This is a genomic window from Amycolatopsis nivea, assembly GCF_004522235.1.
Taxonomy (GTDB): domain Bacteria; phylum Actinomycetota; class Actinomycetes; order Mycobacteriales; family Pseudonocardiaceae; genus Amycolatopsis; species Amycolatopsis nivea.
The window spans coordinates 158,353-170,797 of the sequence record NZ_SDLT01000011.1; the positions used below are offsets into that span (position 1 = coordinate 158,353).

At 70.0% G+C, this 12,445-nt stretch carries 13 protein-coding genes; 5 read left to right on the forward strand and 8 right to left on the reverse strand.

The annotated features are described in order from the left end of the window. Nucleotides 1-126: 126 nt before the first annotated feature. The 6 genes from EIZ44_RS15935 to EIZ44_RS15960 form a co-directional block, all read right to left on the reverse strand. Nucleotides 127-1,182: an alcohol dehydrogenase catalytic domain-containing protein gene (locus tag EIZ44_RS15935; protein ID WP_134729376.1), complete on the reverse strand. Its 1,056-nt coding sequence runs from the start codon at nucleotides 1,180-1,182 to the stop codon at nucleotides 127-129. Between the two features lie 194 nt (nucleotides 1,183-1,376). Next, entirely contained in the window at nucleotides 1,377-1,727 is a 351-nt protein-coding gene (locus EIZ44_RS15940) for a hypothetical protein (protein ID WP_037811001.1), read from the reverse strand. A 72-nt stretch (nucleotides 1,728-1,799) separates the two neighbouring features. Further along, nucleotides 1,800-2,618 (reverse strand): LLM class flavin-dependent oxidoreductase, encoded by an 819-nt coding sequence (locus EIZ44_RS15945; protein ID WP_167754146.1) that lies wholly within the window; start codon nucleotides 2,616-2,618, stop codon nucleotides 1,800-1,802. 68 nt (nucleotides 2,619-2,686) lie between these two features. Further along, nucleotides 2,687-3,370: a metal-dependent transcriptional regulator gene (locus tag EIZ44_RS15950; protein ID WP_134729380.1), complete on the reverse strand. Its 684-nt coding sequence runs from the start codon at nucleotides 3,368-3,370 to the stop codon at nucleotides 2,687-2,689. 407 nt (nucleotides 3,371-3,777) lie between these two features. Further along, the gene (locus tag EIZ44_RS15955) at nucleotides 3,778-4,218 is read right to left on the reverse strand and encodes a GNAT family N-acetyltransferase (RefSeq protein ID WP_043830620.1); all 441 of its coding nucleotides are present in this window, start codon (nucleotides 4,216-4,218) and stop codon (nucleotides 3,778-3,780) included. 639 nt (nucleotides 4,219-4,857) lie between these two features. After that, entirely contained in the window at nucleotides 4,858-6,435 is a 1,578-nt protein-coding gene (locus tag EIZ44_RS15960) for an amidohydrolase (protein ID WP_134729382.1), read from the reverse strand. A 47-nt stretch (nucleotides 6,436-6,482) separates the two neighbouring features. Here EIZ44_RS15960 and EIZ44_RS15965 point away from each other — a divergent pair, with 47 nt between their 5' ends. The 5 genes from EIZ44_RS15965 to EIZ44_RS15985 all read left to right on the forward strand — a co-directional run bounded on the left by EIZ44_RS15965 (nucleotide 6,483) and on the right by EIZ44_RS15985 (nucleotide 10,592). Next, nucleotides 6,483-7,226 carry an enoyl-CoA hydratase/isomerase family protein gene (locus EIZ44_RS15965; RefSeq protein WP_134665308.1) on the forward strand — a complete coding sequence of 248 codons (744 nt, stop codon included), beginning with the start codon at nucleotides 6,483-6,485 and terminating at the stop codon, nucleotides 7,224-7,226. Continuing rightward, the gene (locus tag EIZ44_RS15970; RefSeq protein ID WP_134729384.1) at nucleotides 7,223-8,758 is read left to right on the forward strand and encodes an ATP-dependent acyl-CoA ligase; all 1,536 of its coding nucleotides are present in this window, start codon (nucleotides 7,223-7,225) and stop codon (nucleotides 8,756-8,758) included. Before EIZ44_RS15965 ends, EIZ44_RS15970 begins: the two co-directional genes overlap by 4 nt. Further along, nucleotides 8,755-9,402, forward strand: a complete 648-nt coding sequence (locus tag EIZ44_RS15975) for a TetR/AcrR family transcriptional regulator (protein ID WP_037810989.1) — start codon at nucleotides 8,755-8,757, stop codon at nucleotides 9,400-9,402. The genes EIZ44_RS15970 and EIZ44_RS15975 overlap by 4 nt, the downstream gene beginning before the upstream one ends. 46 nt (nucleotides 9,403-9,448) lie before the next feature. Beyond that, nucleotides 9,449-9,775, forward strand: a complete 327-nt coding sequence (locus EIZ44_RS15980; RefSeq protein WP_037810987.1) for a hypothetical protein — start codon at nucleotides 9,449-9,451, stop codon at nucleotides 9,773-9,775. 127 nt (nucleotides 9,776-9,902) lie between these two features. Continuing rightward, complete coding sequence (locus EIZ44_RS15985; protein ID WP_167754147.1) at nucleotides 9,903-10,592, forward strand: 4'-phosphopantetheinyl transferase family protein; 690 nt, start codon at nucleotides 9,903-9,905, stop codon at nucleotides 10,590-10,592. 3 nt (nucleotides 10,593-10,595) lie between these two features. Here EIZ44_RS15985 and EIZ44_RS15990 read toward each other — a convergent pair whose 3' ends face one another. Next, nucleotides 10,596-11,756: an isochorismate synthase gene (locus tag EIZ44_RS15990; RefSeq protein WP_134729388.1), complete on the reverse strand. Its 1,161-nt coding sequence runs from the start codon at nucleotides 11,754-11,756 to the stop codon at nucleotides 10,596-10,598. 92 nt (nucleotides 11,757-11,848) lie between these two features. Then, nucleotides 11,849-12,160, reverse strand: coding sequence for an integration host factor, actinobacterial type (mihF, locus tag EIZ44_RS15995; RefSeq protein WP_020664542.1), 312 nt, complete (start codon nucleotides 12,158-12,160; stop codon nucleotides 11,849-11,851). Nucleotides 12,161-12,445 lie beyond the last annotated feature (285 nt).

Genomic DNA, 12,445 nt, shown 5'->3' on the forward strand with positions numbered 1-12,445 from the left:
TGCGGCGGATTCCCCTCGCCACTTGCCGCCAAGCTTCGGAGAATTCCACACCGCCGAGGGTCCCGCCAGGTCTCGATCAGCTACAACTCGGACTCGCCACCCAGGGTGTATGCCGGTCACCATTCGTCACCCGAACTCGACGACAGTCACCCCGGCCCGGGCAGGCACCGGGTCACTCATCGCAGCGAGCGCCGCTGGCACCCCGTCCAGCCCGATCCGCGTGCCGATCAACCCGGCCAGATCGATGCCGGACCGCTCCACCACGCCCAGCAACTCGGGGTACTCATACGCCTGCAGCCCATGGACCCCGACGATTTCCAGCTCGCCGCCGACCACCCGATGCATCGGAATCGGCGGCACCCCCTGACTGGGTGGCATCAACCCGGCCTGCACGTGGCGGCCGCGCTTGCGCAAGGTGCCCACCGAAGCCGCACAGGTGGCCGGTGAACCGAGACAGTCCAGCGACACGTGCGTACCGCCGTCAGTGCGCTCACGGACGTACGCGGCCAGCGCTTCGGGCCCGTCGAACGCACTGGCGTCGACGCTCAACACTGCGCCAGCACGCTCCGCCGCGGCACGCGCCTTCGGCGAGATATCAACCGCAACCACCTTCGCGCCCGCAGCGGTCGCCAGGAGGACCGCGGAGATGCCTACGCCGCCACAGCCGTACACAGAGACCCACTGCCCCGCGCGTACGCCGCCCTGGCGCAACACTGCGCGAAACGCCGTCCCGAAGCGGCAACCGAGCGCAGCAGCTTCCGCCGACGACATCGAGTCCGGCAACGCGACCAGGTTCGTCTGCGCGTGCTCGATGGCGACCTTCTCGGCGAAGGAACCCCAGTGGGTCGCACCGGGCTGGAACTCGTCGTCGCAGATCTGCTGGTCGCCCTTGGCGCACTGGGCACAGACGCCGCACGCGCACACGAACGGGACAGTGACCCGGTCGCCCTTCGTCCAGCCCACGACACCCGCACCGACCTCGACGATCCGCCCCGCCAGCTCGTGCCCGGCGACGTGCGGCAGCCGGACCGCCTCGTCGTGCCCCTGCCAGGTATGCCAATCGCTGCGGCACACCCCGGTCGCTTCGACCGCGATGACGACCCCGCCGTCCGAGGCCACCGGATCCGGTACCTCCCGCACTTCGGGAAGCACGCCGAACTCTTCGATCACGACCGCACGCATGGGTCCGATCGTAGAAGCCGCCTCGCGGGCGGCTGGCTTCGCCGCCACTTCCGACGTACCGGCACGTCCCGTCGGCCTTCTGGGAAAACCGCATCGGGTTCATCCATGCGCGGATCTTGCGAACGCGGCGGACGACGGTGCGTAAGCGTCGGGATACGCCTGCGCACTGCGCCGTCCGCCGCGGCCGGGCGCGCTCAGGAGAGCGGCTGGCCCGGCTGGTGGAACTGACCGCGCGGACGCGGCGGGCCGAGCAGCCTGCGCAACGACCCGTCCGGGACGCCGAGGATCTGCTCGAGATTTCGCAATGCCCGCAACGATTCCGGGCGTTCCGGACGGCAGCGGCCGGATTGCCAGTGGCTCAAGGTCGCGAGACTGACCGTGGTTCCCCTTCCCCGCAGCCGATATCTGATGCGTTCGAGGCCGAGCCCGCGGGCCCGGATGGCCGCGCGCAGCGCTTCGGCGAACGGGCCGGTTTCGAGCAATTGCCCGAGATCCCGTCCCGCAATACTCCCCCGGTCGATCGTCGGTGTTCGCTGACCGGTCATCGCACACGCTCCGAACCACGTCGCTGGGAAACCTCGGAGCGTAGGCCGGACACCGCATGATCGGAAGGGCTTTCACCCTTGTGCGGAGAGTGCCCGGGCAATCGCGGCGAACGGTTCGGCGTAGCCGGAATTGACCGTGACACAGGAAATCCCCCACCGCTCGCGCCAGCGGAGAAGCATTTCCCCGGCGGCGTCAGGGTTTTCCGGCACCACGGTGACCGCTTTCTCCTCGACCAGCTGCGGCACGTCGACCCCGGTGTAGCGGGCGAGCTGCGGGGAAGGCTTGTCCCCGATCGCGGTGAGGTTCACCGCCAGTTCGACGTCCCGGCTTCCCGCGAACGAGCGAAAAGTGTCCACAATGGAGTCAGCCTGGTCCTCGGTAGTGCGCGGCCCCCAGGAAAACGTCACGACGTCGGCGGTGCGCGCGGCGAGCGCGAGCATTTTGGGCCCGGACCCCGCGAGCAATAGCCGCGGCCGCTCGGGGCGCTCCGAAAGCACCTCGATGGTGTCCGCCAACCGGGCGACGCGTTCACCCGGCGAAAGAAACTCGCGGCCCAGCGTCGCGGCGTGCTTGCCCGCCCCGGGATGCCCGACGCCCAGCCCCAGCAGGAAGCGGCCGCCAGTCGCCTGATGCAGTGAATCGGCCTGCCACGCGAGGTTCCGGGCGTCGCGGAACGGATCGGCCAGCACGAAGGTGCCGACGGTGAGCTTGCTCGTGACCGCGGCGGCGGCCGGAACGAGCGTCAACGGGTCGAGCCCGCCGACCGGGTCGGTCGCGAACATCGTGTCGAGCCCGAGCTCCTCGATCCGGCGAGCCTGCGCGGTCCAGGACTCCAGATCCGGGGCGAACCCGGCGACGATGCCGAAACGGAACGGCTTGGTAGTGGTCATGCGACCCATCGTCGGCGGGTTAGCTGCCGGACACATCCGCCCAGCAGCGACACTCGCGCGTACGCCCCTCAGCGCAGGGTGACCGACAACGCCTGCGCGATCTCCTTGCCGATAGCGTGCGTAGCGGCGTCCGGCGGCTGGCCGACCTTCACCACCATCGGCCCGCCGAACGGCTGCCGCTCGACGACCTCGATGCGCTCGCCGAGCCCGATCGCGTGCTCGGTGAGGTAGCGAAGCAGGTCCGGATCGGTGTCCCACACGCGGACGATCTCGCCAACCGCACCGGGCGGCAGGTCGTCCAGAATGCGCATCGGAAGCTCCTCGACGCTGCCGTCCGGAGCCGGGATCGGATCCCCGTGCGGATCGCGAACGGGGTTGCCGAGCTTGGCCGCGATCCGGTCGACAAGCCGATCGGAGACCGCGTGCTCCAGCGCGTCGGCCTCGGCGTGGACCTCGTCCCAGGTGTAGCCGAGTTCGGAGACCAGGTACGTCTCGATCAGCCGGTGCCTGCGCAGCACCGACCGGGCGAGCTGCCGCCCCTCGGAGGTCAGCTCGATGCCGCGGTAGGGCACGTGCGCGACCAGGCCGAGCTGGGAAAGCTTGGTGACCATCCCCGACGCCGACGACGGACTCACCTCAAGCCGCCCGGCCAGCGACGCGTTGGTGACCGCCTCGCCCCGTTCGACCAGCCCGTAGATCACGCGCACGTAGTCCTCGACCGACGACGACCTCCGGGCGGAACCATCTCCCATGCCGCATACGATACGGGGCCGACCCTGCCGGGGTCGCCCGGTCAGGGGCGGTGGGGGTCGGCCGGGGGTTGTTGTCGCGGGGCTGCGGTCGGTGGGAGCGTTGGTTGGCTCGCGAGGCTCCGGTCTGCGGGAGTGTTGTTCTGTCGCGGGGCTCCGGTCGGCGGGAGTGTTGGCGGCTCGCCGGGCACCGGTCGGCAGGAGTGCTGGCGGCTCGCTGGTGCTCGGTCAGGTCCTAGGCGGCTGTCCGGATGCCGCTCTTCATTCTTCGCAGCTGGCAGGTCGGCGTGCGCGTTCCGCGGCGGAGGCACCCGGCCATCCGCCACCGGTGTGCCTGCCGTTCGCGATCGCGCTGTTCTCCGCAGCCGTTCGGTCACAGCTGTCGCGTACTCGTCCGCCCGGCTGTCAGGTCACGGCCGCCAGCGGTAGCGGATCCAGCCCGGCACCGGTTCCGCTCCGAGTTGCGCGTAGAACGCCTCCGCCTTGGCGTTGCCAGCCTGCATGTCCCACTCGACGCGCCCCGTCGTGCGGGCGCGCAGTGCGTCGAGCAGTTCCCTGCCCAGCCCGTGCCTGCGGTGCTCCGGACGGATGAACAGATCATCGAGCCAAATACCGGGGCGGCCCTCCCACGTGGAGAAATTCCAGCTGCAGAAGGCGAACCCGGCAACGACGTCCGGACGCCCCGGCGGCGTGCACATCAGCACCCACGCCTTCGGTTCCGGACCGAACAGGTGGCTGCTCATCTCGGCGCGGTCGAGTTTGAGGTCGTGCTTGTCCTCGTAGACCGCGTGTTCCTCGATGAGGCTGCAGATCTCCTCGACATCCTCGAAGACGGCGTCGCGAACGGGCATCGGGCACCCCTTTTTTGTCGGTGGTGGCGGCTACGGTGCAGGTATCAGAGCAGGGCAATGGAAATCCGGCGCGGCGGAGCCGGTGTGGAGCAGTACGAGACGGAAGGAGTTGGTGGCGGTTGATCGGTGAATCGACAAGTGAATAGGCGCAGGATTCGGCCGGGGGAGCCGTCGAGCAGTGGCGAGCACACTCGCTGACCGCCGAGCAGCGAGGAGTGCGCGAGCCGATCCGCGGACGTTGGCGGGCACGCAAGCCAATCGACGAAGGATGTCGAGTGCTCAAGCCAGCCAGTGAAGGTTGGCGAGCGCCCGAACCAGTCAGCGAGCAGCGAAGAGCGCCCGACCAAACCGCCGAGCGGTTGGGAGCCCACACGCTGAGCGCCGGACGGCAAGGAGCCCGCGAGCCGATCCACGGACGTTGGCGAGCACGCAAGCCAACCGACAATCGTTGGCGAACACGCAAGCCAACCGACAATCGTTGGCGAACACGCAAGCCAACCGACAATCGTTGGCGAGCGTCCAAGCCAACCACCGAGCGGCGCGGAGCACCCCACCAAGCCGTCACCGAGCCGCGGCGACCGCCCACCCCAACCGGCAGGCAACCCAGCCCACCAGCCGACCGCACGACAGGCCTCCCCATCACGAGGCCTCGTACCGGAGTTCTCCGCCCACCGCGGTGCCGAGCACGCGGGCGTCGTCCACAGTGGACAGTGGGTCCGCGGATAGCACCACGAAGTCCGCGAGCTTGCCCGGCTCCAGGGTGCCCAGGTAGCTCTCCGCGAAGGTCGCGTAGGCGGAGCCGTAGGTGTAAGCGCGCAGGGCCTCCGCCGGGGTCAGCGCTTCCTCTACCGCGAACGGTTCGCCGGTGGACGTGCGGCGGTGGACCATGTCGGCGAGGCCGAGCAGTGGGGCGCCGTCGACGACGGGGCGGTCTGAGCTGGCTGGCAGGACGCATCCGGCGTCGAGGACGCTGCGGAGGCGGTAGCACCACGGCACCCGCGCTTCGCCGAGGGCTGCGCGCATGCCGTCGCCCAGTTCGTTCACGAAGCGGCCTTGTGGGGACGCGATCAGGCCCAGCGCGGCCAGGCGGGTCAGATCCGCGGGCGGGAGCACGGCGCAGTGTTCGATGCGGTGCCGGTGGTCCGGGCGCGGGTTGGCGGCCAGGGCGGCTTCGTAGGCGTCCAGGACGACCGTGATGGCTCGGTCGCCGATGGCGTGGGTCGCGATTTGCCAGCCGGCGTCGTGGGCTTGGCGGATGGTGGCTGTCAGCTCGTCCTCGGGCACCTGGAAGTAGCCGCGGTTGTCCGGTTCGCCGTCGAACGGTTCGTGCATCGCGCAGGTGCGGCCGACCAGCGAACCGTCGGCGAAGAGTTTCATCGGGCCGATCCGCAGCCACTCGTCGCCTAGGCCGGTGCGCAGGCCTAGGTCCAGGCCGAAGCCGGCGCCGTCGGGCAGGTCGTGCAGGACGCTCGCGGCGACCATCACCGTGCTGCGGACTCGCAGGACGCCGCGTTCGCGCGCGAGCTGGTACGCGGCCAGCTCCGCGGGCGTCTCGCCGACCAGGCCGCCGCCGATGCCGGCTTCCTGGACGCTCGTGATGCCCTCGGACAGGTACTGCCGGCTCGCCCGGTCGAGGCCTCGGACCACCGATTCGAGCGGCGTCGGGTAGGTCAGCGGGCGCAACAGCAACTGCGCCTGCTCGCGCAGCAAACCGGTCGGCGAGCCGTCGGCCGACTGGACTACGTCGCCGCCGACGGGGACGTTCGCGAGGTCCAGCTGGTCCAGCACCGCGGAGTTGACCAGCGTCATGTGGCCGGACGTGTGCTTGAGCCGCACGAGCATGCCGGGGGCGGCGCGGTCGAGGCCGTGCCGGTCGGGGTGCTCGCCGCCGGCGAGTTTGTTCTGGTCGTAGCCGCTGCCGACGACCCAGCTCCCGGCGGGCAGCTCGGCCGCGCGCCGCGCCACCGCGTCGTACACCTCGTCGACGCTGCGGCAGTCGCTGAGCGGCACGTCGTCCAGGCCCATGCCGAACCAGGCCATGTGGTTGTGCGCGTCGTGGAACCCGGGTGCGACGAAACCCCCGCCGAGGTCCACCCGGCGGCGGGCGGACAGTTCGCGCGCGTCGTCGCCCAGCGCCACGATCCGGCCGTGCAGCACCGCCAGCGCGGTGTCGCCGGTGACCAGCCTGGCGTTCTCGTACACCGCGTCAACCTGCATGCCCTGGACACTATCGATCGATCGATCGAACGTCTAGGCTCCCCTCCATGAGCACCGTTGACCTGGCCCTCGAGGGCGGCATCGCGCAGATCCGGCTGAACCGGCCCGAGCGGCTCAACGCCGTCGCGCCCGTGCTGGTGGACGACTTCCTCACCGCGCTGGAGGAGGTCGCGCACAGCGAAGCCCGCGTCGTCCTCCTCACCGGCAACGGCCGCGCCTTCTGCGCCGGGCACGACCTGAAGGAACCCACCCCGGAGGGTGACTCCCGGGCGAGGCTGGAGCGGCTCCAGGACGTCACGCGCCGGCTGCGCGCGCTGCGGCAGCCGGTGATCGCCGCCGTGCACGGGTACGCGATCGGCGCGGGCGCGGAGTTCGCGCTGGGCTGCGACCTGATCCTGGCCGCCGAGGACGCGGTGTTCGCGTTCCCCGAGGTGTCGCTGGGGCTGAGCGTCACCGGTGCCGCGTCGAGGCTGCTCCCGCTGCTGGTCGGGCCGATCAAGGCGAAGGAACTGCTGCTGCTCGGCGACCGGTTCGACGGCCGGCGCGCGCACGATCTCGGCCTCGTCAACGCCGCCGTGCCAGCGGACGAGCTGATGCCCCTCGCGCTCGGCTGGGCGGAGAAGATCGCCCATCACCCGCCGGAGGCCGCCACGATGGCGAAGCGTGCGCTGGACGCCGGGATCGACCACGCCTTCGACTCGGCGCTCGAACTCGAGGTCACCCACGCCCTGATCACCGAGCACTCGGCCGCCGTCCGCGAGTCGACCGAAGCGTTCCGGAGCCGGGCGTGACGCCGCTGCAGAACGTCGACACGCTGGTCGCCCTGGTCACGCGCGCCGCGCAGCTCTGGCCGGAGCGCACCGCGTGGATCTTCGACAGCACCGGCACCAGGTTCACCTTCGCCGAGGTCGACGACCGCAGCGGACGCCTGGCTAAAGCGCTCCAGGAACAAGGCGTCCAGGCAGGCGATCGCGTCGCGGTGATGCTCCGCAACGAGCCGGAATTCCCGCTCATGTGGCTCGCGCTCGCCAAACTCGGCGCCGTTCTGGTTCCGGTGAACATCAACTACCGCGAATTCGACGGCGCGCACGTCCTGCGCCACTCCGGCGCGCGCTTGGCGGTGGCCGCCGAAGAGTTCGTGGAACTGCTGGAGAAAATCGCGCCGGAAACGGCCGTGGAACGCGTCCTCACGCCGGACGCGCTCAAGTCGGAAACACGCTGCGAACCTGAATTGGTGGTGGCCGAACAGCCGGTCAACATCCAGTACACCTCCGGCACCACCGGCGCGCCGAAGGGCTGCGTGCTGCCGCACCGGTACTGGACCACGCTCGCGATCGGGCTCGCCACCGACTTCCCCGCCGTCGGCGAAGACGACATTCTGCTTACCGCACAACCGTTCCACTACATTGATCCACAGTGGAACGTCGCGCTCGCGCTGGCCGCCGGGGCGACGCTCGTCGTACTGGACCGCTTCCACCCCTCCACCTTCTGGGCGAAGGTCCGCGAGTACGAGGTCACCTGGTTCTACTGCCTCGGCCTGATGCCGACGCTGCTGCTGCGCCAGCCGCCGCATCCGGACGACCGGAACCACCGCGTCCGCGCGATCAGCGCGTCGGCGATCCCGCCGGACCTGCACGCTCAGCTGGAAGAACGCTGGGGCGTGCCGTGGTACGAGGCGTTCGGGATGACCGAGACCGGCGGGGACATCCGGGTTTCCGAGTCCGACCACGACGCCGCGGTGGGCACCGGCTGCATCGGACGGCCGACCCGCGACCGCGAAGCGATGATCGCCGGCGAGGACGGGAAACCATTGCCTCGTGGGGAAACCGGCGAGCTGCTGATCCGCGGCATCGGGCTGATGCACGGCTACCACGAGGATCCCGAAGCGACCGCGCGCGCCTTCGCCGGCGGCTGGTTCCACACCGGCGACCTCGCCCGGATGGACGACGAAGGCCGCGTCTACTACCTCGGCCGCACCAAGGACATGATCCGGCGCAGCGGCGAGAACATCTCCGCCGACGAGGTCGAGCGCGCGCTGCTGCAACATCCGAAGGTGCAACTCGCGGCCGTCCTCGCGGTACCGGACGAGCTGCGCGGCGAGGAAGTGAAGGCGTACGTGGTGTGCGGCGAGAACCGGCCGTCACCCGAGGAGCTGGCGGAGTTCTGCGCGCAGCAACTGGCGTACTTCAAGGTGCCGCGCTTCTGGGCCTTCGCGGACGACCTGCCGCGCACGCCGTCCGAACGCGTCGCGAAGGGCGAACTGCGGAAGGTCGCCGACCTGCGCGCCGGTTCCTGGGACCGCAGCACCGGGGAGTGGCGATGAGCAGCGCCGAACGCGTCCGGGCGGCCGCCGTGAAACTGTTCGCCACCAAGGGTTTCCACGGCACAGGCATTCGGGATCTGGCCCAGGAAGCCGAACTTTCTTCGGCGACGCTCTACCACTACATGGGCACCAAGGAAGATCTTCTTGTCGAGATCATGACGACCTCGCTGCACCGCCTGATCGACGCGGTCGCGAAGGCCACCGCGGGCAGCGACGATCCGGTGGCCCGGATGCGCACGCTGGTCGCGCTGCATGTCCTCGCGCACGCCGCCCAGCCGGGCGAAACCCGGGTGGTGGACAACGAAGTCGACGCGCTTTCGGCTCCGGCGCGTGCCCAGGTCGTCGCGCTGCGGGACGAATACGAGCAGTTCTGGGCGAAGGCGATCGAAGACGGCGCCGCGGCGAACGTGTTCCACACCGCACAACCGGCCGTGACGCGGCTCGCATTGCTGGAAATGTGCAGCGGCGTGGCCCGGTGGTATTCCCCGAAGGGCCCGCTCAAGCTCGAAGACCTGGCCACGCACTACGCGGAGCTGGCATTGCGGGCCCTCGGACATCCGGTCGCGGTGCGTGCGCACGACCTCCGGCAATGCCTCGAAGTGGTCGCCCAGGTGTGGGACTTGCCTGTCCAAGAGGGCTTTTAGCGCCGTACGCCTTGCTCAGACGGCGAACGTGGGGGACGCTCGAAGGGTGACTGAGCAAACGATCCAACTCGAACTGGACGACTCGGGTCTCTCTCCTGGCCTGCCCGCGCCTTCAAACCCGCGCGATCAGGTCCAGGACGTGCCGTATCGACCAGTCGAGTTTCGTGACGACGACCTGCCCAGCGCGCTCGAGCGCTGCGCAGTCTGGCTGCGCCAAGCGCAGGAGTGGCTGGGAGAACCGCTCGACGTCCTCGCGATCCACCTAGACTACGACGAGCGACAGGGTTCGCCCTACTACGACGTGAAATTGCTGTGCAACGAGGAGGACCTAGCCGGGGTCCCGATCGCGATGCGCGACAAGAACAAGTCTTAGCACTCGTCATCTCCGCCGCGAAGGCCCTCTCGGACTCCGAGGGGGCCTTCGCCGCGTTCGGGATAGGGGCATGACAAACCTCGGCGCGCCCGGGCAAGATCGGAGGCGGACGAGGGAGGGTATGCCGGTGACCGAAATCGTGGTGCGCTGGTCCGAACCGCTGCCCGCGGAGGACCGCTACCTGAAGCTGCTGGACGACCTGGAGAGAGGCCGCTACGACGCGTACCGGCTCGAAATCGACCAGCGCCGCTTTCTGACCGGCCGGGTGCTCGCGAAGACCCTCGTCGCGGAACGGCTCGGCGGCGGGGCGGAGTCCGTGCGCTTCGACGCGACCTGCGACGACTGCGGCAAACCGCACGGCCGTCCGCGCGTGCCGGGTTCGGACCTCGTGCTGTCGATCTCGCATTCGGGCAATCTGATCGGCCTCGCGGTCGCTGACGGCGTGCCGGTAGGCCTCGACGTCGAAACCGCCAGCCGCAAGGCGGACGCGTCGCTCGTGGAGTACGCGCTGAGCCCGGCCGAGCGGGAAGCCGTCGCGGACCTGTCGGACGAGGAGCGTTCGGCGGCCTTCTTCATCTACTGGACGCGCAAGGAAGCGGTGATGAAGGCCACCGGCAAGGGGCTGAAGATCCCGCTGCAGAGCATCACGTTCTCCCGCTACGACGCTCCCGCCGAGCTGATGGCCTCGGGTGACGAGGCGCTGGACCCGGCGCGCACCCGGCTAGCCGACCTCAAGGCGGCCGACGGACACCGGGCGGCGGTCGCGGCGTTGACCTCGGACAGCCTGAGCGTCACCGAGGAGCACTGGCTGCCGTAAGCCTCAGGACGCGCTGTCGTCCAGCCCCATCGCGCCGAGCAGCGTGCGGAACTTCGCGATCGTCTCCTGGTACTCGGTGTCCGGGTCCGACGCGGGCACGATGCCGCCGCCCGCGAAGAGCCGCATCGACTTGTCGGCCACCTCGGCGCAGCGGATCGCGACGGCCCACTCGCCGTCTCCCGCCGCGTCGACCCAGCCGACCGCGCCCGCGTAGTACCCGCGGTCGAACGGCTCCAGTTCCTGCACCAGGTCGCGCGCGGCGACGGTCGGGGTGCCGCAGACTGCCGGGGTCGGGTGCATCGCGGCAGCGAGGTCGAGGGCGGTCACCGAGCGGTCCGCCAGCTCGCCGGTGATGGACGTCCGCAGGTGCCAGATGGCGGGCGTGGAGACCAGCTCAGGGCCGGCTGGGACGTCGAGTGTGCGGCAGAACGGCCGCAGCGACTCGACGACGTAGTCGATCACCAGGTCGTGCTCTTCCCGGTCCTTCGCGGACGCGAGGAGGGCTTCGCCGTTGGCCCGGTCGGTCTCCGGGTCGGCCGAACGCGGCATCGACCCGGCGTGCGGGGTCGTGAACACCGAGTCGCCCGTCCGGGAAAGCAGCAGCTCGGGGGTGGCCCCGACGAGGGTGCGGCCGCCGGGCAGTTCGGCGGCGTAAGTGAAGTGGCGCGGGTTGCCGCGCGCGAGGTTGCGCACGATCGCCTCGACCGGGATCGGCGCGTCGAATTCCAGCTCGAGCGCGCGGGCCAGCACGGCTTTGCGCAGGTCGCGGTCCCGCAGAGCGGCGACGGCGGCCCGCACGTTCTCGCGGTGGCCGTCGGCGGAGGGAAGCCGCCGGGTGGCCGCCGGGGCGGGCAGGTCAGCGGCGGGCGGCGCGGCCGAGGCCTCGCCTTGGGCGCGGTGCACCGTCCGGGGCAGCACGAGGTGCCCCGGCGAGGCAGCGCCGGGTCCGGTGTCGAACGGCAGCACGCCGACTGCGAGCGGCACGCCGGAACGGTCCAGCTCAGCGGCAGCCGAGCGGGCGAGGCGGCGTGGGTCGGCATCGGTGACTGTCCCGAGCGCACCGCGGGCGAGCAGGGCGCGCCGGGCGGTCGCGAACAAGAAGTCGCCACGCTGGTAGCGGACGGTGGTCTCGGCCGGGGTCGCCGGCGCGGTACTGGTCGTCACTTCACCAGCGTCTCAGGATCCGGGAGCGCCGCGGGGAAAGTGTCGCCGGTGCAACACCTCGCGCCACCTTCCCCGCGGCCGCCGGATCAGCGTTACTTGAGCGCGTCGATCAGCGCTTCGCGCTGCCGTTCGCCCAGGCCAGCGGCCCGGCGGTCGGGGTCGATCCCCGCCTGCTCGAGCAGCGCGGCGACCTTGACCGCGCCCAGGCCGGGCACCGCCTTGAGAAGCTGCGTGACCTTCGTCTTGCCGACGGTCTTGTTCTCCTTGGCCCGCTTGAGCACCGACTCGATGCTCTCCTTGCCGGACTTGATCGAAGCGAGCAGCTCCGAACGCGCCTTACGAGCCTCTGCCGCCTTGGCGAGGGCCTCGGCGCGCTGCTCCGGAGTCAACGTGGGCAGAGCCAACGTAATGTCCTTTCCTCTCAGGTCTCCGCTTTCGCGGCCGACGGTCTCAGCCGATGCTTGCAGCTGCAAGCGCTGGCCAGCCATCACTTACCACGGCCCCAGTAAACGCCACGTGCCCGCAGTACGCGCAACCGACACGCACTTATCACCCGTCGACGGGCGCGGCGGACCTGCGCGAGGGGACCCCTCGCGACCTGTGAAAACGGCCTCGATGGGCTCATTTCCACCCCCATTACCTCACCCGAACGAGAGTGTATTTCACCGCAGTTAACACAACGCATTTTC